Source organism: Pseudidiomarina marina (assembly GCF_003987045.1).
Classification (GTDB): domain Bacteria; phylum Pseudomonadota; class Gammaproteobacteria; order Enterobacterales; family Alteromonadaceae; genus Pseudidiomarina; species Pseudidiomarina marina.
The window spans coordinates 622066-640808 of the sequence record NZ_PIPZ01000001.1; the positions used below are offsets into that span (position 1 = coordinate 622066).

General features: G+C 47.0%; 21 protein-coding genes. 4 read left to right on the plus strand and 17 right to left on the minus strand.

Features of this window, described 5'->3' with window-relative positions; translation table 11 throughout:
- Positions 1 to 46 precede the first annotated feature (46 nt).
- Complete coding sequence (gene asnS, locus CWI76_RS02935; RefSeq protein ID WP_126758864.1) at positions 47 to 1447, plus strand: asparagine--tRNA ligase; 1401 nt, start codon at positions 47 to 49, stop codon at positions 1445 to 1447.
- A 58-nt stretch (positions 1448 to 1505) separates the two neighbouring features.
- Here asnS and CWI76_RS02940 read toward each other — a convergent pair whose 3' ends face one another.
- Positions 1506 to 2057 (minus strand): nitroreductase family protein, encoded by a 552-nt coding sequence (locus CWI76_RS02940; RefSeq protein WP_126758865.1) that lies wholly within the window; start codon positions 2055 to 2057, stop codon positions 1506 to 1508.
- 148 nt (positions 2058 to 2205) lie between these two features.
- Here CWI76_RS02940 and sppA point away from each other — a divergent pair, with 148 nt between their 5' ends.
- Genes sppA through CWI76_RS02955 form a run of 3 tightly spaced genes read left to right on the plus strand, consistent with a single transcriptional unit; the run spans position 2206 to position 6451 of the window.
- Positions 2206 to 4059 (plus strand): signal peptide peptidase SppA, encoded by a 1854-nt coding sequence (sppA, locus tag CWI76_RS02945; RefSeq protein ID WP_126758866.1) that lies wholly within the window; start codon positions 2206 to 2208, stop codon positions 4057 to 4059.
- Between the two features lie 3 nt (positions 4060 to 4062).
- Positions 4063 to 5073: an asparaginase gene (gene ansA, locus CWI76_RS02950; RefSeq protein WP_126758867.1), complete on the plus strand. Its 1011-nt coding sequence runs from the start codon at positions 4063 to 4065 to the stop codon at positions 5071 to 5073.
- A gap of 34 nt (positions 5074 to 5107) precedes the next feature.
- Positions 5108 to 6451, plus strand: coding sequence for a sodium-dependent transporter (locus tag CWI76_RS02955; RefSeq protein WP_126758868.1), 1344 nt, complete (start codon positions 5108 to 5110; stop codon positions 6449 to 6451).
- Between the two features lie 208 nt (positions 6452 to 6659).
- Here CWI76_RS02955 and CWI76_RS02960 read toward each other — a convergent pair whose 3' ends face one another.
- From CWI76_RS02960 to rluC, 16 genes are all read right to left on the minus strand, one after another.
- Positions 6660 to 7442, minus strand: coding sequence for a TatD family hydrolase (locus CWI76_RS02960; protein ID WP_126758869.1), 783 nt, complete (start codon positions 7440 to 7442; stop codon positions 6660 to 6662).
- A 24-nt stretch (positions 7443 to 7466) separates the two neighbouring features.
- The gene (locus CWI76_RS02965; protein ID WP_126758870.1) at positions 7467 to 7832 is read right to left on the minus strand and encodes a PilZ domain-containing protein; all 366 of its coding nucleotides are present in this window, start codon (positions 7830 to 7832) and stop codon (positions 7467 to 7469) included.
- Positions 7814 to 8779, minus strand: coding sequence for a hypothetical protein (locus CWI76_RS02970; RefSeq protein WP_126758871.1), 966 nt, complete (start codon positions 8777 to 8779; stop codon positions 7814 to 7816). Before CWI76_RS02970 ends, CWI76_RS02965 begins: the two co-directional genes overlap by 19 nt.
- A gap of 3 nt (positions 8780 to 8782) precedes the next feature.
- Positions 8783 to 9415, minus strand: coding sequence for a dTMP kinase (tmk, locus tag CWI76_RS02975; RefSeq protein WP_126758872.1), 633 nt, complete (start codon positions 9413 to 9415; stop codon positions 8783 to 8785).
- A complete protein-coding gene (gene mltG / locus CWI76_RS02980) occupies positions 9415 to 10434 on the minus strand; it encodes an endolytic transglycosylase MltG (protein ID WP_157980797.1) in 1020 nt (339 codons plus the stop codon). The genes tmk and mltG overlap by 1 nt, the downstream gene beginning before the upstream one ends.
- Positions 10401 to 11195: an aminodeoxychorismate lyase gene (pabC, locus tag CWI76_RS02985; RefSeq protein ID WP_126758874.1), complete on the minus strand. Its 795-nt coding sequence runs from the start codon at positions 11193 to 11195 to the stop codon at positions 10401 to 10403. Before pabC ends, mltG begins: the two co-directional genes overlap by 34 nt.
- 45 nt (positions 11196 to 11240) lie before the next feature.
- A complete protein-coding gene (gene acpP, locus CWI76_RS02990) occupies positions 11241 to 11480 on the minus strand; it encodes an acyl carrier protein (protein ID WP_126758875.1) in 240 nt (79 codons plus the stop codon).
- Between the two features lie 151 nt (positions 11481 to 11631).
- Complete coding sequence (gene fabG / locus CWI76_RS02995; RefSeq protein WP_126758876.1) at positions 11632 to 12378, minus strand: 3-oxoacyl-ACP reductase FabG; 747 nt, start codon at positions 12376 to 12378, stop codon at positions 11632 to 11634.
- A 1-nt stretch (position 12379) separates the two neighbouring features.
- Positions 12380 to 13297, minus strand: coding sequence for an ACP S-malonyltransferase (fabD, locus tag CWI76_RS03000; RefSeq protein WP_126758877.1), 918 nt, complete (start codon positions 13295 to 13297; stop codon positions 12380 to 12382).
- 13 nt (positions 13298 to 13310) lie between these two features.
- The gene (locus tag CWI76_RS03005) at positions 13311 to 14270 is read right to left on the minus strand and encodes a beta-ketoacyl-ACP synthase III (RefSeq protein ID WP_126758878.1); all 960 of its coding nucleotides are present in this window, start codon (positions 14268 to 14270) and stop codon (positions 13311 to 13313) included.
- 8 nt (positions 14271 to 14278) lie between these two features.
- Positions 14279 to 15307, minus strand: a complete 1029-nt coding sequence (plsX, locus tag CWI76_RS03010; protein WP_126758879.1) for a phosphate acyltransferase PlsX — start codon at positions 15305 to 15307, stop codon at positions 14279 to 14281.
- A gap of 21 nt (positions 15308 to 15328) precedes the next feature.
- Positions 15329 to 15499, minus strand: coding sequence for a 50S ribosomal protein L32 (gene rpmF, locus CWI76_RS03015; protein WP_034729259.1), 171 nt, complete (start codon positions 15497 to 15499; stop codon positions 15329 to 15331).
- A 19-nt stretch (positions 15500 to 15518) separates the two neighbouring features.
- Entirely contained in the window at positions 15519 to 16043 is a 525-nt protein-coding gene (gene yceD / locus CWI76_RS03020) for a 23S rRNA accumulation protein YceD (RefSeq protein WP_126758880.1), read from the minus strand.
- 44 nt (positions 16044 to 16087) lie between these two features.
- Complete coding sequence (locus CWI76_RS03025; protein ID WP_198678549.1) at positions 16088 to 16696, minus strand: Maf family protein; 609 nt, start codon at positions 16694 to 16696, stop codon at positions 16088 to 16090.
- A gap of 39 nt (positions 16697 to 16735) precedes the next feature.
- Positions 16736 to 17377: an HAD family hydrolase gene (locus tag CWI76_RS03030; protein ID WP_126758881.1), complete on the minus strand. Its 642-nt coding sequence runs from the start codon at positions 17375 to 17377 to the stop codon at positions 16736 to 16738.
- Positions 17374 to 18339, minus strand: a complete 966-nt coding sequence (rluC, locus tag CWI76_RS03035) for a 23S rRNA pseudouridine(955/2504/2580) synthase RluC (protein WP_126758882.1) — start codon at positions 18337 to 18339, stop codon at positions 17374 to 17376. The genes CWI76_RS03030 and rluC overlap by 4 nt, the downstream gene beginning before the upstream one ends.
- Between the last annotated feature and the right edge of the window lie 404 nt (positions 18340 to 18743).

The window sequence follows — 18743 nt, forward strand, 5'->3', positions numbered from 1 at the left end:
CAGCCTATTTTATTCTTATACCTTAACTAACGGAGTCTGTAGGCCCATGTCCTTCGCTACAATTGTCGATGTTTTATCGGGAAAAGTTGCCGTTGGTGATGAAGTAACTGTACGCGGTTGGGTTCGTACCCGCCGTGATTCAAAAGCAGGCATTTCATTTATCAACGTGCATGATGGTTCGTGTTTTGACGCTATTCAGGCGGTCGTACCGAATAATCTCGATAATTATGACAATGAGGTTCTCAAACTGACCACCGGATGCAGCGTTGCCATCACCGGTATAGTGGCTGAAAACGCTGGTAAAGGTCAAAGCTACGAGATTCAAGCCACAGCCGTTCATGTGTATGGCTTTGTGGAAGATCCGGATACCTATCCGATGTCGCCAAAACCGCATTCAATGGAATACCTGCGTGAATTTGCACATCTACGCCCGCGCACCAATATTACTGGTGCAGTCATGCGCGTACGTAACTGCTTAGCACAAGCATTGCATCGCTTTTTCCATGAACGCGGTTATTTATGGGTAGCAACACCGATCATTACCGCTTCCGATGCCGAAGGTGCTGGTGAAATGTTCCGCGTTTCTACGCTGGATTTAATGAACCTACCGCACACCGATAATGGCGGTATTGATTTCAGCAAAGACTTTTTCGGAAAAGAAGCGTTTTTGACGGTTTCCGGTCAACTTAATGGCGAAACCTACGCCTGCGCATTGTCAAAAATCTATACTTTTGGCCCTACTTTCCGTGCCGAGAATTCGAATACAAGTCGTCACTTGGCCGAATTTTGGATGGTGGAACCTGAAGTCGCATTCGCTGATTTAAATGACATCGCCTATTTAGCCGAAGATATGCTGAAATACTGTATCAACGCAGTTCTTCAAGAGCGTGCTGACGATATGGCATTTTTCCAACAGCGTGTTGATAAAGGCGTACTTGACCGCCTAAATCATGTGGTTAGCAACAAGTTCGTGCACATGGATTACACCGATGCGGTTGAAATTCTGCAAAACTGTGGGAAGAAATTTGAATACCCGGTTGAATGGGGCATGGACCTGCAATCTGAGCATGAACGCTACTTAGCTGAAGAGCATGTCGGTGCGCCGGTCGTTCTGAAAAACTATCCGAAAGATATTAAAGCTTTCTACATGCGCCAGAACGACGACGGTAAAACGGTTGCGGCAATGGATGTGTTAGCACCAGGTATCGGTGAAATCATCGGTGGTAGTGCGCGCGAAGAGCGTCTAGAACGCCTTGACGCGCGTATGCATGAACTTGGTCTACCAACCGAAGATTATGGCTGGTACCGCGATTTACGTCGTTACGGCACCGTGCCGCACGCCGGCTTCGGGCTTGGCTTCGAGCGTTTGGTGACTTATGTAACAGGTATGGGAAACATCCGTGATGTCATTCCATTCCCACGTGCACCAAAAACTGCCGATTTTTAACGAAACGAGCGTGCCGATAAAAAAACCAGCTTCGGCTGGTTTTTTTATCTTATTGAACTCACTGCCAGAACTGAACTTTACCGGTCAACTCCTTATTGGGTTTGATCGGTGTTGGTACCGCCGGTGTGCCTACATACAAAAAGCCGACAATAACATCATCTTCGCTTAATCCAAGTTCGGTTTTCACCAACCCTGATTCAGCGTACCAACCTGTCCGCCAAATAGCGCCAAGCCCCTGCGAAAATGCCGCTTGCTGCAATAATAATGTCGCACAAGCCGCACTCGCTAGCTGCTCATCACGTGGTACTTTATCGTGTTGTTGGTATTTCATCGCTACCGTAATCACCATCGGCGCTCGCAATGGTAGTTGGCTTGCTTGCACGCATTGTGCTTCCGCCTGACCTTGCGCGACGGCTGCACGTTGGAAAATTTGGCCTAACTGCTGACGCTTTTCATCACTAAAAATAATAAAATGATACGGCATTAGCGCCATATGATCGGGTGCTCGCGCCGCAGCTTTAAGCATCAATTCAAGTTGTTCGTTCGTCGGGCCCGGTTCAATTAAACGGGGCATTGACGAGCGCGTTGTTAAAAGTTCCAATGCGTCCATAACATCCTCAAAAAAGTAGAATTTGGCTTCCTCACCAAGTTTTCGATAGCTTAGCAAATGATCACGCTCTGTTACATTGTCTTACTAGTTTCTGAGTAATTTCTGCGGTAATCTCCTAGCATTACTACTCAATTTGGGATTGTTTTATATGAGCGGGATCGCTTCAGTCTTCAAAAAACTTTTTAGTCTCATTAACGTTATTCGCAAAATCATTGTAAACATTGTGTTTTTCTTGGTTTTGCTCGTCTTTATTGGTCTTTTCGCAGCCGATGAAGAACCTATTCGTGTGCCTGACAACGGTGTACTGGTGCTCGAATTAAACGGTCGCTTAGTTGAAGAAAAAACGTGGGTTGACCCGGTCGACGCATTCTTTGACGAAATGTTAGGCGGTAGCGGGAAACCAGCCGAAGTTCTGCTGCGCGACGCAGTGACTGCCATTGAGCAAGCGGCAAACGATGACCGCATCAGTGGCATTCAATTAAAGCTCAGCAACTTCGCCGGTGGTGGGTTGAATAAAATGAATGTTCTTGGCGAAGCACTCATGGCCTTTCGTGAAAGTGGCAAGCCAGTTATCACTTACGCCGACGCTTATAGTCAAGACCAGTACTACATTGCTGCCCACGCCGACAAAATTTATTTAAACCCGTTGGGTATGATGATGTTTGAAGGTTATGGCTCATACCGGTTGTACTTCAAAGAGCTACTCGAAAAATTAAAAGTGAGCACGCATGTATTTAAAGTGGGTGCCTATAAGTCAGCGGTAGAACCGTATACGCGTAACGACATGTCGGATGAAGCTCGTGAGGCCAACAAGATTTTGTACGATGAGCTTTGGCAAACTTACATAGCAGATATCGCAGCGCTGCGCGAACTAGACCCTCGCGTACTATCTGGCGACATGGACGATTTCTTGGCCGCTGTGACTGACTATGAGAACGATTTTGCACAAATGGCTGTCGGTACTGGTTTGGTAACAGATTTATATTCTCGTGAGCAATTCCGTCAGGAAATGATCAGCCTAACCGGTCTTGATGACGATGAAAAAAGCTGGCGCCAAATCAACCACGATAACTATTTAGAATCGTTGAATGGTCAGGCGTATCAAGAAGAAACGAAAGAACGCGATAACATTGCGATCGTGGTCGCACGTGGTGTCATTGTCGATGGCCATCAGAAAGCAGGCATGATTGGCGGTGATAGTACGGCTGAATTGCTTCGCAAGGCGCGTTTGGACGATCAAGTCAAAGCCGTTGTGCTGCGTATTGATAGTCCCGGTGGCAGTGGTTTTGCTTCAGAGGTTATTCGTCAAGAAGTGCTCGAATTACAAAAAGCCGGCAAGCCAGTTATCGCCTCAATGAGCAGTGTTGCTGCATCGGGTGGTTATTGGATTGCTGCAAGTGCCGATGAGATATGGGCTGCACCAGAAACCATTACTGGGTCAATTGGCGTATTCGGCATGTTCTTTACTTTCGAAAACTCACTGGCAGAAATTGGCGTCCATAACGACGGTTATCACACGACCAATTTGCCGGTGCTTGACGTGACTCGCGGGCTTGATGATGGCGGTAAGCAACTTGTGCAGATGAGCATTGAAAAGTTCTACCGTGATTTTGTCAACATGGTCGCTGAAAGCCGCGATATGAGCTACGACGAAGTTCATGCCGTTGCGCAAGGCCGCGTTTGGACAGGTAATCAAGCTCAACAATTTGGACTCGTTGATGAACTCGGTGAACTAGATGATGCTATTCGTGCCGCGGCGCAACGAGCTGATGTCGTCGAATACGATGTTGAAGTGATTGAAGCTGACTTATCGGCGCGCGATAAATTCATGCGTGATTTATTCGGTCAAGCCAGCACTTGGGTACCAGCGTCGGTATTCGAAAAAAATCACTCACCGATTGAAATGGAATTGCAACGCGTGTGGCAGGAAGTTAAATTACTAGATAAATTTAACGACCCGAACGGTGTTTACGCACTGTGCGAACTATGTCCACTGCAGTGATTCATGACTAAAAAACGTATTTATGTCGCCTACACGGGCGGAACAATTGGTATGCAAAAGTCGACACAGGGTTACATCCCTGTGTCTGGCTTTTTAACCGAGTGCGTAAAACGCATGCCCGAGTTTTATCGGGATGAAATGCCTGAATTCACCATTCACGAATATGACCCGTTAATGGATTCATCGGATATGTCCCCTGCGGATTGGCAACACATCGCCGAAGATATCCAAAACAATTATAATGACTACGATGGTTTCGTGATTTTACATGGTACCGACACCATGGCTTACACGGCTTCCGCGTTATCATTCATGTTTGAGAATTTAGCCAAGCCGGTCATCATTACAGGTTCGCAAATTCCACTAGCAGCATTACGCTCAGACGGTCAAACCAACCTTTTGAATGCCCTATACATTGCTGCAAACTATCCAATTCACGAAGTGGGTTTGTTTTTCAACAACACCCTGTATCGTGGTAACCGTGCAACGAAGGCCGATGCCAATGGCTTTAATGCATTTGCATCGCCAAATTTTGCGCCGCTCCTCAAAGCTGGCATACAAATAACTGTTGATGCCGGAACCATTAAAGACATCGGGCACGAACCGCTACGCTTAACATCGGTAACGCCACAAGCCATCGGTGTCGTGACGTTATATCCAGGTATTTCGGCAGCAATATTCGATAACATGCTGCAGCAACCAGTAAAAGCCCTTATCATGCAAAGCTATGGCGTTGGCAATGCCCCGCAAGATCCCAAGCTTCTCGCCAGCTTGCAGCGCGCGATCAAGCAAGGTACGGTCGTGCTTAATTGCACACAGTGCTTCAAGGGCAAAGTCAATATGGGCGGCTACGCAACCGGCAACGCACTAGCGCAAGTCGGCGTTGTTAGCGGCCACGATATGACCATTGAAGCAGCGCTTACAAAACTACATTATTTGTTATCGCAGAATTTAACTCAGCGTGAAATAAATAATCTCCTTGAAACTAACTTACGTGGTGAATTAACCGCTTAAGCCGAATAACAACAGAACAACAAGAATAAAAAATATGGCTCTTAAATCTCCTGCTTTTTCATCTCGTATCGGTTTCATTCTTGCCGCAGCCGGCTCCGCTGTTGGTGTTGGCAACATTTGGGGATTCCCCACCCAAGCTGCACAAAACGGCGGTGGTGCATTTTTATTGGTCTATCTCTTGATGGTTGCCCTACTTGCCTATCCAATGCTGGTCGCTGAGCTAACTATTGGCCGTATGCGTCAACGTAATCCAGTCGAGGCATTACGAGCGCTTAGCGAGAAACCTTTTTGGCGTGGCTTTGGAGCATTTACCGGTATTGTTGGGTTAACTGTGCTCTCGCTAATTCTAAGCTTCTACGCCATTGTTTCAGGTTGGCTGCTCGCCTTTATGTTTGCACCTTTGGCCGAGTTGCTCGGGTTTCAAACTGCTGCCACATGGTTAACCGGTTTTGGTGTTGAACGAAATTTAATCATGATGGTCTTGTTCCTTGTGCTTACCATTCATGTCGTGCGCTCTGGCGTCACTGACGGCATTGAGCGTTGGTCGCGTCGCCTTATGCCGTTGTTGTTTGTTCTACTGATTGCCATGGCGCTTTACATTCTAACGCTGCCTGGTGCTATTAACGGCTTAAAAATGTATCTCACGCCTGATTTTGAGCAGGTGACGAATCCAAACCTTGTGATCCGAGCAATGGGGCAAGCGTTTTTCTCGCTCTCTTTAGGTGTTTGCTGCATGATGACCTATGGTGCTTATCTCTCAAAAGATGAACACCTCCCGAAAACCGCCGGTTGGGTTGCCGGACTCGATACATCTGTCGCATTCTTAGCCGGTCTACTCATACTGCCTGCGATGTTTGCCGCGCAAGAACTCGGTGTTGTGATTTATGACCAAGCTGGACAACTATTATCGAGCGACACACTGGTATTCAACGTGTTGCCGGCGATGTTTGATTCGATGGGATCAGCTGGATTATGGGTAGGACTCGCCTTCTTCGCACTAATGGTAATCGCTGCAATTACCTCATCGATTTCCATGCTCGAAGCACCGGTCAATGCACTCGTTGAGGAAACAGGTCAATCACGTGCGCAAATGGTTTGGGTTGTTGGCGCGACAATTGGTCTTATCTCAGCCATTATTATTTATAATTTTTCCAGCCTATTTGGCGCAGTAGTAACCTTTACAACCGTATACATGCAACCGTTGCTAGCACTTGTATTTGGTTTGTTACTAACGTGGATTCTTCGCCAGCATTTTTTGCTTAAAGCTCTTCAAGAAGGCGCGCCTGAAATTGATAAAACTTGGTTCTGGAAAGTTTGGCCATGGTACGTCAAATTCATCTGTCCAATATTGATTTTATTAGTCATATGGCGTGGATAAAATTTATCTACCCATTTGAGTTAACCTTTTGTTTTATAATTATAAATTTTAGACAAAAAAATGCTCGGGACGAATCCAAGTTGTCCCGAGCTTAGGGGAATGGCTCAAGGGATTGAGCCGTGCGCTAACTCGATAAATGTCGAGGGTAAGATCTAGTGTAGATCGTTATTTTTAAAATGCGAATTTTTTGTGTAAAAAACGTACAAATTTATGTTCGCACTCGTTTAAACAACGAATAGAAGTTATGGGTGGTTACTTCAGCCACTTCAGATAAGGCCACGCCTTTCACATCCGCGACACATTTCGCAACGTCAGCAACAAAAGCTGGCTGGTTTTCTTTACCTCGATGCGGTACCGGCGCCAACCAAGGACTATCAGTTTCAATTAACAGGCGTTCAAGTGGTAACGCTTTTACGACGTCACGCAATTCTGTGGCGTTGCGAAACGAGGCGATTCCTGAAATGGAAATATAAAAATCAAGGTGTTCAATTGCTTGCTGCGCCATTTCTAGTGATTCGGTGAAACAATGCAATACACCACCACAACGCTCGGCTTTACCTTCACGCAGCATTGCGATGGTGTCGTCGCGCGCATCGCGCGTATGAATAATTAATGGTTTGTCTAATTCATTCGCAAGATCAATATGATAGGCAAAACTTTCTTGCTGCACGGGACGACTTTCTGGGTCGTAATAATAGTCAAGGCCGGTTTCACCAATGGCAACCACCTCAGGCAACGCGGCCCATTCTCGCAATTGCGCTTTATCTAGCGGATGCTTGGCGACATAGAGTGGATGAACACCACAAGTAATACTGATGTCAGAAAAACCAGCTACTTTCTCGCGCATTGCCGGAAAGTCATCAAGCGTCACGCCAATACAGAGCATGTGTTGAACTTGAGCTGCACGAGCAGCTTCAACAATGGCTGCAAAATCGCCATTAAAATTTGCTAAATCAATTTTATCAAGATGACAGTGGGAATCGACAAACACAACAACTCCAAACTCAATGATGCATTACATGGTAGCGGTCGGTGTGCCGGTATTACCAATAGCCGCTAACTTTGATTCAATCATGTTTTTTAACATGGCTTTATCATCAATAAATTGCACACCAACGCCCTGCTGTTCCGGACGTCCAGGCTTAGAAGGCGCTAACCACACAACCTTGCATTTCACCAATACTGAGTTTTGTTCACCAAACAAACGCACTTCAAGTAAAAACGCATCCCCGATTTTCAGCGGTTCATCGGTTGTCAGAAACAACCCGCCACCTTTAATAAATGGCATGTAATAACGTCGCAATTGCGCTTCAGTGCCAAGCACAATTCGTTTCTTTGGTAACTCTGCTTCAGCGTCAGCTGCTACGGTCTGTGTATCCATTGTAACCACTGTTGTTGTAATAATAATGGTAGGTTTAAGCCGGACTGTTCACGTGTAATTTTGCGCAAATTATAACATAAAGCGAGCCAACCGTTTAATGTTGTAACAGATATCTGCTCTCGTTGCAGCCATTCCTGTGCGGCCAGAGTAAGCTGCGGGTAGTGTAATCGTTGTTGCGCAACCCGCTGACGGATACGGATGAGTTCTTGCAACCAAGCCAATGAGGCTTCGAGCCATTGTTGCACATCATCTTTCTTGGGCTGGGGCCACGCTGTTTCGGATATCATGGCGTTGGCGATAACTTGAACGAAGTCGACCGGATCTGCCAATTCGCCATTCAATGCCGCTAAGGCTGTCAATGGAGCTCCCGGAAATTGCTGACTACGAACCCGCTCAGCTTCCGATAACGTTCGCCCCAATTGCTGTGTTAACCAATCTTCTACGGCTGTTTGATTTGGCTCGTGAAAGGTATGTAGGCGCATACGACTACGCAACGTTGGTAACAGGTCACTGGTACGTTCAGGGCTGAGTATCAAATAGGTATTTCCACTCGGCTCCTCGAGAGTCTTTAACAGCGCATTTGCCGCTTCAATCGTCATACGATGAGCATCCTTAATCCACGCAACTTTGCTTCCGTGCTGACTCGCTGTTTGTTGTAGCTGCTGCGTTAGCTCACGAATTTTATCAACCCCGATGGCTCGATTATCCTCACTCGCTACTTCGTAATAATCTGGATGCGTACCTGCCTCCATTAACAAACAACTTTTACATTGACCGCAAGCTTGTTTCTGTGGCTGTAGGCAAAGCAAAAATTTCACCAGAGTCTGTGTATAGGCCTCGGCACCTACCCCTTTTCTATCAGGAATACAATGGGCATGACCAAAGCGCTGATTGTGATAATCAGCAACCAATTGCCGCCAGGGTTCACGTAACCAAGGTAAACTCATTTCTTACCCATACTCATGAAATAAATGTTGCTCAAGTTGATTCAATAAGTCGCGATGAACATCGGCCATCGCTTGGTTGCTATTCACGACACAAATATTTGGCTCATCTTGAGCAATTTGTAAGTATCGTTCCCGTGTTCGCTCGAAGAAGGCAAGATCCTCTTGTTCGATACGGTCAAGTTCACCGCGCTCACGAGCGCGCTCCAATCCCTGTTTCGGATCAACATCTAAAAGTAGCGTTAAATCTGGTACGAAATCGCCAAGTACGAGCTGACGAAGTGTTGTTAGTTTCTCATCACCGAGTTGCCGACCACCACCTTGATAGGCACGCGATGATAAGTCATGACGATCAGCTATGACCCACATGCCCTTTTGCAATGCTGGTTTAATTACGTTTTCCACTAACTGGGCGCGGCTCGCGTACATGAGCAACAATTCAGTTTCAGCGGTTAAGCGCTCTTCCCAGTCTTGCTTTACCAACGCTCGAATTGCTTCAGCTAATGGCGTACCACCGGGTTCGCGCACTGTTTGCGTTGCAATGCCTTTAGCGTGTAAATGGGCGACCACACTGGCAATTGCTGAGCTTTTACCGGCGCCTTCTAATCCTTCAATGACAATAAATTTGCCCAGTGGCATTAACCTTGATTCCTTTGGTAACGATTCACTGCACGGTTATGCTCAACAAGTGTTTTTGAAAACACGTGTCCACCAGAACCATCAGCAACAAAATAGTAATAATCGGTTTGTTCAGGGTGCGCCGCGGCAATTAAGCTTTCACGACTTGGCATCGCTATTGGTGTTGGTGGCAAACCATCAATGCGGTATGTATTAAATGGCGTCAGCTCACGTAAATGTACGCGCGTTAAATTGCCATCGAAATTTTCGATTCCATAAATAGTTGTCGGATCTGACTGCAAACGCATACCTTTGCGCAGTCGATTTATAAATACTGAGCTAACCTTGCCACGCTCACCACCAATACCCGTCTCTTTTTCAATGATAGAGGCCATAATAAGCAACTCGTACGGCTTTTCATAGGGTAAATCGCCACTTCGTTGGGCCCAAATTTCTGTCAGCTCGGATTGCATTCTTTGGTAAGCTTTTACCAATATATCGATAGCTTTGGTTCCGCTCGTATACTTGTAGCTATCGGGATATAACAACCCTTCAAATGAAGTATGCGTGGTTCCTAAACGCTCATTTAAACGCTCGATAACCGTTGCGAGATCTGCACCGTGGTCGTTAATGATCAATCGATCCGCCTGACCAAGAATCGATAACCATTCAGCGAATGTTCTTCCCTCAACCAAGGTTACCTGAAATAAATATTGCTCACCCTGACGTAGTTTACGCCAGACATTCGCGACGTTATCGCTCGGATGAATTTCGTAGACACCGGCTTGCAAACGTTGTGGGATATCGAACAAACGACTAGCTACATAAACAGGGGTAACACGAATATCGGCACCTTGCGTATTGAGCTGCTCGAGAATAGTTCGCGCATGCATACCACGCTTCACTTCAAACAAAATCGGTTGCTCGAGATCAAGGGGTTGCTGTAGTTGCTGATAGCTATACCCTAGCCCGGCCACAATTGCAGCAGCAGCGATAACGGTAAAGCCTACGAAGATTTGGATAAAACGTTTAAATACCACGTGTTCACAACCTCTGGTAATCCTTGCTGCGGTAATTGACGCGAGCCAATTTGGCCTATCGGACGCGGCCCTAACACAGTATTGCACACAAAGGCTTGGTCAGCCGATATCAAATCGTTCCAAACCGCATTGGTGGGTATTGCTTTAGGTAACACCGCAGCACAAATTTCTGCTTGCATGATACCGGCAATGCCGGCGTTTTTTAACTGCGGAATCCGCCAGTTAACGCCATCATACCAGAATAAATTGCTACTGATCGCCTCTACAATGTGAAGGCTACTATCGCACACAATCAAGTCATCAACTTGGCGTTCAGTGCGCTCCTGTGCCAGCAATACCTGCTCGAGGCGATTTAGTGTTTTCAATCCGGCCAGCCGCGGTTGAATTGCTAGTTGAAATTCAGCTTGTTCAACGTGTAGGGCTCGTTGTTGCCATGTCGGTAACGGAGCCGTCGTCACATACCAATTGACTGACCCATCGACCGACGGCGCATAGCCGCGTTCACTATAACCGCGCGTGACAATTATTTTGACTACACAATTAGGTTGTTGTTGCACAATGAGCTGAAACAGCTGTTCGATTTCGTGACGAGGTGGTAATGCCATTCCTAAGCGCTGACTGGCTTCAGTTAAACGCTGCCAATGACGGGGCCAAAATTCAGGTTGACCGTGACGTATTACGAGTGTAGTGAAATGCCCGTCGCCAAATTGTAGGCCACGATCAAGTGCGGGTTGGGAAATAGGTTTGCCGTTATGCCACATACAAAAAAGGCGGAATTCTCATTCCGCCCTTCTCGCTATATCTGCTTAGTCGTTTGAGTGGCTTTTTACATACTCAATCGCAGCTTCAACAGTTCTGATCTTCTCAGCTTCTTCATCTGGAATTTCAGTTTCAAATTCTTCTTCGAGAGCCATTACTAACTCTACGATGTCTAATGAATCTGCACCTAGGTCATTTTCGAAAGAAGCTTCTGGTTTTACTTCTTCTTCTTTAACACCTAGTTGTTCAACGATGATTTTTTTAACGCGTTCTTCAATAGTGCTCATTGTATATATGTCCCTTGATTTTAGGTCATGAGTTCAAAATTGGGCTTAGTGTAGTGAATGCGACGGCAATAATAAAGCAAAAAATGGTCCAACCTTGACAGGTCATACCCCTTGGCTTGTTTGCCGAAGCAAAAATTGCCGTCGAATTCATTTACACCATGGCCATTCCGCCATTAACGTGAATGGTCTCACCCGTAATATACGCAGCGCCTGGCGATGCTAAAAACACCACAGCAGCTGCAATTTCATCAGGTTGTCCTAAGCGCGCTGCCGGAATATTGGCAAAAATCGCTTGTTTCTGATCGTCTGTCAACGCCTTTGTCATATCCGTATCGATAAAACCTGGCGCTACGCAGTTCACGGTAATACCGCGCGCCGCAATTTCTTTTGCTAATGCTTTGGTAAAACCAGCCAACCCAGCTTTTGCAGCACAGTAATTAGTCTGCCCTGGGTTTCCGGTAGTTCCCACCACCGATGAAATATTAATGATACGGCCTTGGCGACGTTTCATCATGCCGCGCATCACGCCTTTACTCAAGCGGTAGACCGATTTCAAGTTAGTGTCCATGACACTATCCCATTCATCGTCTTTCATACGCATCAGTAAGTTATCACGGGTAATACCCGCGTTATTTACCAAAATATCGAGCTGACCATAAGTGTCGTCAATATGTTTTAGCACCGCCGCAACGCTAGCTTCATCGGTCACATTCAATGCAACGCCTTCACCATCAGCACCTAAATAATCGCTAATCGCTTTCGCGCCACTCTCGGTCGTTGCTGTACCAACAACTTTTACGCCGCGGGCTGCAAGTTGCTGCGCAATCGCTTTACCAATACCTCGGCTAGCACCTGTAACCAAGGCCACTTGGCCATCAAGATTCATTAAATCAGTCATATTATTTCCTTGCTGCAATAGCGTCGACCGTATTTACGGCGTCGCCTTGAATCGATTTATCGATGCGTTTGGTTAAGCCAGTTAATACTTTACCTGGACCAATCTCGTAAATTTCAGTCACACCCTGCTCGGCGAGATATTGGATCGTCTCGGTCCAGCGTACTGGCGAATACAATTGGCGAACTAACGCATCACGAATTTCATCAGCTTCACGTGGCGCAGATACATCAACATTGTTGACCACCGGCACTTGAGGGGTCTTCACTGTTAGTTTACCGAGCTCAACCGCAAGTTGCTCAGCAGCAGGCTGCATCAACGAACAATGCGATGGTACACTCACCGGTAACGGTAGCGCACGTTTCGCCCCCGCTTTAATACAAGCTTCTCCTGCGCGTTCGACGGCGGCTTTATGACCGGCAATCACCACTTGGCCTGGCGAATTATAATTAACCGCCGACACCACTTCATCACCCGCAACCTCCGCACACGCCTGTTCAACTAACTTATCCTCTAAGCCGATAATTGCGGCCATCGCACCAATACCGGCAGGTACCGCGCTTTGCATAAATTCGCCGCGTTTAGCGACTAGCACAATCGCATCTTCAAAAGCTAAGGCACCAGCACAAACCAATGCGGAATATTCCCCTAAGCTGTGCCCAGCCATCATTTCTGGCGCTGGCACACCTGCCTGCTCTAACACGCGGTACAACGCCACACTGGCGGCTAACAGCGCCGGTTGCGTGCGCTGCGTTTCGTTGAGTTGCTCTGCCGGTCCAGCTTGCACCAACTTCCACAAATCGTAACCGAGAACCGCGCTAGCTTGGGCAAATGTCTCTTCGACGACAGGATACTGCGTCGCGACATCCGCTAACATACCAACGGCTTGTGAACCTTGCCCCGGAAAAACATAAGCTCGCATGAATGCTTCCTTATTAATAATCAATCAATGCTGAACCCCAGGCGAATCCGCCGCCAAAGGCTTCTAATAATAATTTCTGACCGCGCTGAATTCGACCATCACGAATGGCAACATCGAGTGCAATCGGAACCGAAGCTGCCGACGTGTTGCCAGTATATTCTAACGTCGTAATCACTTGTTCCATTGGCATTTTCAGCTTCTTTGCAGTTGCTTTAATAATGCGCAAATTCGCTTGATGTGGCACTAACCAATCGAGATCCGACGCCTGCATATTATTGGCGGCTAAGGTATCAACCACCAATTCACTCAGCTTACTTACCGCAACTTTAAATACCTCGTTGCCTTTCATATACATCCAGGCTTCACCCAATTGCTCAGGTGAGGTACGCGACAAATGGTTCACGCCTAAAAGATCAGCAAACTCGCCGGCACTGTTCAAGTGCGTGGACATAATACCGGCGCGATCACTTGCTTCAAGTACGACGGCACCAGCGCCATCACCAAATAGTACCAGTGTATTGCGGTCGTCAGGATGACACAACCGCGATAAAACATCTGAGCCGACCACTAATACTTTTTCATACATGCCACTGCGAATGTATTGATCCGCCACACTCAAAGCAAAGATAAAACCTGAACAGGCCGCTGCAACGTCAAATGCTGGAATATTATTTTCGGTAAGAGCCGCTTGAATTTCGCAAGCAACGCTTGGGAAAGCGCGCTCACCCGACGTGGTCGCCACAATAATCAAATCGAGATCATCGGCGTTAATACCTGCCGCTTGTAACGCTTGACGTGCAGCTGCAGCGCCCATCGTTACGGCACTTTCAGCTGGCTCGGCAATACGGCGCTCATGAATTCCGGTGCGTTCAACAATCCAGTCATGGCTTGTATCCACACGCTGTTCTAGCATAGTGTTGGTCAGGCGCTGGGCCGGTAAATAATGGCCAGTTCCTGCGATTACTGATGGCATAATAACGTTTATTCCTGCTCTAACAGAACTTGTTCTACTCGATCACGAATTCGTGTTGGTAGATCGCGTTGAGTTTCTTCCACGGCTTGCTCAATGGCACTATAGAATGCGCGCGCATTAGCATCACCATGGCTTTTTATAACCACTCCACGCAATCCTATCAAACTCGCGCCATTGTAGTGGTCGGGCTTCAACCAATCCCATGAGCGTTGTAAACGTTGATAGAAGAGTTTCACGAACCACCGGGTTAACCAATGGGCATGAATATTTGCTTTGATATTGTTCAATAAAAGTTCAGCTAAACCTTCACAGCTTTTCAATGCGATATTGCCGACAAAGCCATCACACACAATCACATCTGCTTTTCCAGCGAATAAATCATCGCCTTCAATAAAACCAATATAATTAATATGGTGCGATTGTTGCAGCAAGGCAGCAGTGGCTTTCACCACATCATTTCCTTTAATTTCTTCCTCACCCATGTTCAGCAATGCGACTCGCGGTTTGGCAATGCCCAGTACTTCTTGAGCTGCAACCGAGCCCATCACGCCAAATTGGAATAGCGTATCGGAATCGCAAACTGGGTTCGCTCCTAAATCAAGCACAAACGCTGAACCGCCCTGCTGTTGCGGTATCGCAGACATGAGTGCGGGTCGCAATACACCGGGTAAGGTTTTTAAGGTGAAATACGCTTTTGTCATCAACGCGCCGGTATTACCTGCGCTAACACAGGCTGCAGCGTCTTCGGCAGCAACAAGTTCTAAGGCAACACGCATTGATGAATCAGGTTTCGCTCGTAGTGAATAACCGGGCTTATCGGTCATGGTCACAGTTTGACTCGCGTGCTTCAACGTCACCCGCGAATGAGTCGCTAACTTAGCTTGAGTAAGTAATGGAAGGAGTTCGTCTTCGTCGCCGACGACCAAAAAATGAACGTCAGGAAATGCATCTAACGCCCTTTGCAGGGCGTCTATAACAATTGAGGGGCCATGATCGCCCCCCATTGCATCAAGTGCCAGTGTTGTCAGTGTGGCCATTGCCTCACTTTCCAATTCTGGTTACTTGTTAACTACTTTACGGCCTTTATAAAAACCATCAGCTGTTACATGGTGACGACGATGCGTTTCACCAGAGGTAGAATCAACCGACAGTGTAGGGCCGCTCAGTGCATCGTGAGAACGACGCATGTCGCGCTTCGAACGACTTTTCCGATTCTGTTGTACAGCCATTTTACGCTATCTCCTAAGTTTATTTACGCTTTAATTCTTGCAACACCGCAAAAGGATTATCCTTTGCTTCCGGCGAGTCATCAATGACTCCCCATTTCATTGCATTACTATCTACCCGACATTCGCGCTCGTCGTGTTTTACCACCACAGGCATTGCCAATATCAGCTCATCTTCAACAAGTTCATGCAGATTAACTTCACCGAGTTCATCCAGTTCAATCGGTTCGTATTCCTCTGGCATATCGGTGGCCGTTTGCCGCCGTGTTAGCGGAGCATATATAAATGTGCTCTGCAACGGCACCGTCATTGGGTCACCACAGCGTTCGCAACGTGCTTGCACAGTAACTTGTGCCTCACCGCGAATGCGTTTAATGCCCTGCTCGTCGATATCAAAATTAAGTGATACATCAATATCAGGGCAGGCTTCCACCAACAACTCTTGTAAACGAACAAGCGACTTCCCCGGAACGATTCCGATATAAGTCAATTGTTTGCCGGCACTTTTAACCGGATCTACCGTAATCGGTACTCGAACCTTCTGCATAGGGCGCGAATGTTAAAGGATTAAACGGCTGAACACAAGTGGTTTTATTGGCTTTGCTCGCTGTTTTCGTCAACTAACGGATTAATTCCCCACTCGCGTAACATTGCGAGTAAGCGAATTAACGGCAAGCCAACCAATGTGTTTGGATCATCGCCATGCAAACGCGAAAATAAACTGATACCTAGCGCTTCACTTTTAAAGCTACCGGCGCAATTCAGAGGTTGTTCACGCTGCACATAGGCCGCTATTTCAGCATCGGATATATCGCGAAAGGTGACATGAAAAGGCTCAACTGCTGACTGTAGCCGCTGCTCCGCACTATCGTAAACAGCTAAACCAGTTAAAAACGTCACGGTTTTGCCGCGCATCATCTGCAATTGTTTTACCGCATTCTCGCTCGTACCCGGCTTGCCTAGAATCTTACCATCAACCACTGCAACTTGATCGGAGCCAATTAGTACATGCGCAGGATAGTCAGCGGCGAGCGCTTTCGCTTTCGCGATAGCTAAGCGCTCAACCAGATGTTCTGGCGCTTCTTGTTGCTGCGGAGTTTCATCGACAAGCGGTGCTGCGACAGTAAAGTTTTTCACCACTTTCTTCAGTAGCTCGCGACGAAATGGCGATGTCGATGCTAATACGATCGATGCAATCATGACGTTACTCATTAAGTTTTGTGTTCGTTATTACTGAGTTTAAACGTGGTCGTTCAGTTCACTCAGCTGGTCAATGATAGCTAATGGCTGATGATTTTGCAGACGCTTTGCGTCATGGGCGCCAAAGCTCACACCTATACGCGCCATCTGCGCATTTTCTGCCATGCGCATATCATGCACTGAATCACCTATCATAACCGCTTGATCAGTCCGGAATCCTGTTTCGGCGAGAATATCCAATAGCATTTTGGGATTCGGTTTTGATGCGGTTTCATCAGCACAGCGTGACGTATGAAACAGATGACGAATATCAGCCTCTTCCCATACACGTTCTAAACCATGACGCGCTTTACCGGTTGCTACCGCCAACGTGTAGCCTCGCTCACGCAACGTTTCCAATGTGTCGCGAGCGCCAGTGAATAGCGGTGATGGCGTAATATCATCGTGTACGTATTGCTGGCGATAAACCGTCATAAACTGTTCGAATTGCGAAGCCGACAATCGGCCAAACAACGTTTCAATCGCCGGTTCTAGGCTAATCCCGATAATTTCACGGACCGCTGTTACCGTCGGTTCAGGCAATTTTAAGATAGCTGCCGTGCGCTGCATCGACGAGACAATACGCCCCACCGAATCCATCAAGGTGCCATCCCAGTCAAAAATTACCAGAGGATACTTCATATAAATTTATGGCCACCTAATTGTTTTAATGTGCGTCGCAGCGTTTCATCTAATGGCGCATTAACCGTAACTTCTTTACCCGTTTGCGGATGTTTGAACGTCAATTTGTGAGCATGCAGAAATAAGCGATTCAGTCCTACTTGCTGCATGGCTTGGTCAAATTCGCTATCGCCATATTTCGGATCACAGGCAATTGGGTGCCCAGCATGCAAAGCGTGTACTCGAATTTGATGCGTGCGTCCGGTAATCGGCGACGCCTCTACTAAGGTGCACTGTGTAAATTGTTCAACAATGCGAAAGCGTGTTTCTGACGGCTTACCCTCGGCATCGACACGAACGACGCGCTCACCTGACTTTAACGTATTCTTCAATAATGGTGCGGCAATAAATTTCACGTGCTTTTGCCAATGCCCACGCACCAAAGCAAGATATTGCTTATCCATGGTTTTGTTGCGTAACTGCTCGTGCAGGCTTCGCAACGCTGAGCGGCGTTTTGCAATCAGAATACAGCCGCTCGTTTCGCGGTCTAGTCGATGAACAAGTTCCATTTGTTTCGCATCGGGGCGCAGTGCGCGCAAGCTTTCGATTAAGCCAAACTGCAAACCTGAACCACCATGAACCGCTAACCCAGCCGGCTTATTCATCACCATCAATACGTCGTCTTCGTATAGAATTTGATGTTGCAAGGCTTGCACTTGATCTAGATTGGCCGATGGTAACGGATTCGACTCGGCCACGCGTACTGGCGGAATGCGAATCACATCGCCCACTTGAAGCTTATACTCCGGCTTGACGCGTTTTTTATTTACCCGCACCTCACCTTTACGCAGAATGCGGTACACCAAAGACTTGGGTACGCCTTTTAACTGCGCAAGTAAATAATTGTCGATGCGTTGATCTTGATAACCCGATTCAACGGTTTGAAAACGCACACCTTGTGAAATTGTTGTTTGTTCGCTCATAGGGCGCGGATTTTAGCATGAGCTCTTGACAATGTTCATCTTGTATTTACAACGATTTTCGTGGGATAATCAGGAACCGGAAAAATCCGCACCGGTTTAACAGAGAGCGGTACATCATGCGCAGCTGATAAAAGCCCGCTATGATGCAAGAACAGAGAAAAATTTAACGCGTGGTTTGAGCGGAAAGCATCACTGCCAATTCATCCACCTCAGCTTACGACAGCTGGTTCACTTAGAACGGCATCGAGAAGTTGATGGCACGGAATATCGTTGGCTCATCTTCACCGAATTGTGTTTTGAAGATTGATTGAGTGCACCGCCTTTTATAAATCAAACCAAATTGAAGAACCAATGCTGCAACGCAGTATGGCCTTTACAAGCGCATTTCGGCTTGGTAACAAATT

Excerpts from the sequence above, each read along its gene's own strand:
- CWI76_RS03025 (WP_198678549.1), bottom strand. The coding sequence starts at position 16,696 with ATGATTGCATCGATCGTATTAGCATCGACATCGCCATTTCGTCGCGAG.
- fabG (WP_126758876.1), bottom strand. The coding sequence starts at position 12,378 with ATGACTGATTTAATGAATCTTGATGGCCAAGTGGCCTTGGTTACAGGT.
- fabD (WP_126758877.1), bottom strand. The coding sequence starts at position 13,297 with ATGCGAGCTTATGTTTTTCCGGGGCAAGGTTCACAAGCCGTTGGTATG.
- yceD (WP_126758880.1), bottom strand. The coding sequence starts at position 16,043 with ATGCAGAAGGTTCGAGTACCGATTACGGTAGATCCGGTTAAAAGTGCC.
- CWI76_RS03030 (WP_126758881.1), bottom strand. The coding sequence starts at position 17,377 with ATGAAGTATCCTCTGGTAATTTTTGACTGGGATGGCACCTTGATGGAT.
- tmk (WP_126758872.1), bottom strand. The coding sequence starts at position 9,415 with ATGCCACTGGGCAAATTTATTGTCATTGAAGGATTAGAAGGCGCCGGT.
- CWI76_RS02955 (WP_126758868.1), top strand. The coding sequence starts at position 5,108 with ATGGCTCTTAAATCTCCTGCTTTTTCATCTCGTATCGGTTTCATTCTT.
- CWI76_RS02965 (WP_126758870.1), bottom strand. The coding sequence starts at position 7,832 with ATGGATACACAGACCGTAGCAGCTGACGCTGAAGCAGAGTTACCAAAG.
- acpP (WP_126758875.1), bottom strand. The coding sequence starts at position 11,480 with ATGAGCACTATTGAAGAACGCGTTAAAAAAATCATCGTTGAACAACTA.
- ansA (WP_126758867.1), top strand. The coding sequence starts at position 4,063 with ATGACTAAAAAACGTATTTATGTCGCCTACACGGGCGGAACAATTGGT.
- CWI76_RS02970 (WP_126758871.1), bottom strand. The coding sequence starts at position 8,779 with ATGAGTTTACCTTGGTTACGTGAACCCTGGCGGCAATTGGTTGCTGAT.
- rpmF (WP_034729259.1), bottom strand. The coding sequence starts at position 15,499 with ATGGCTGTACAACAGAATCGGAAAAGTCGTTCGAAGCGCGACATGCGT.
- pabC (WP_126758874.1), bottom strand. The coding sequence starts at position 11,195 with ATGTGGCATAACGGCAAACCTATTTCCCAACCCGCACTTGATCGTGGC.
- CWI76_RS03005 (WP_126758878.1), bottom strand. The coding sequence starts at position 14,270 with ATGCCATCAGTAATCGCAGGAACTGGCCATTATTTACCGGCCCAGCGC.
- plsX (WP_126758879.1), bottom strand. The coding sequence starts at position 15,307 with ATGGCCACACTGACAACACTGGCACTTGATGCAATGGGGGGCGATCAT.
- rluC (WP_126758882.1), bottom strand. The coding sequence starts at position 18,339 with ATGAGCGAACAAACAACAATTTCACAAGGTGTGCGTTTTCAAACCGTT.
- CWI76_RS02940 (WP_126758865.1), bottom strand. The coding sequence starts at position 2,057 with ATGGACGCATTGGAACTTTTAACAACGCGCTCGTCAATGCCCCGTTTA.
- sppA (WP_126758866.1), top strand. The coding sequence starts at position 2,206 with ATGAGCGGGATCGCTTCAGTCTTCAAAAAACTTTTTAGTCTCATTAAC.
- asnS (WP_126758864.1), top strand. The coding sequence starts at position 47 with ATGTCCTTCGCTACAATTGTCGATGTTTTATCGGGAAAAGTTGCCGTT.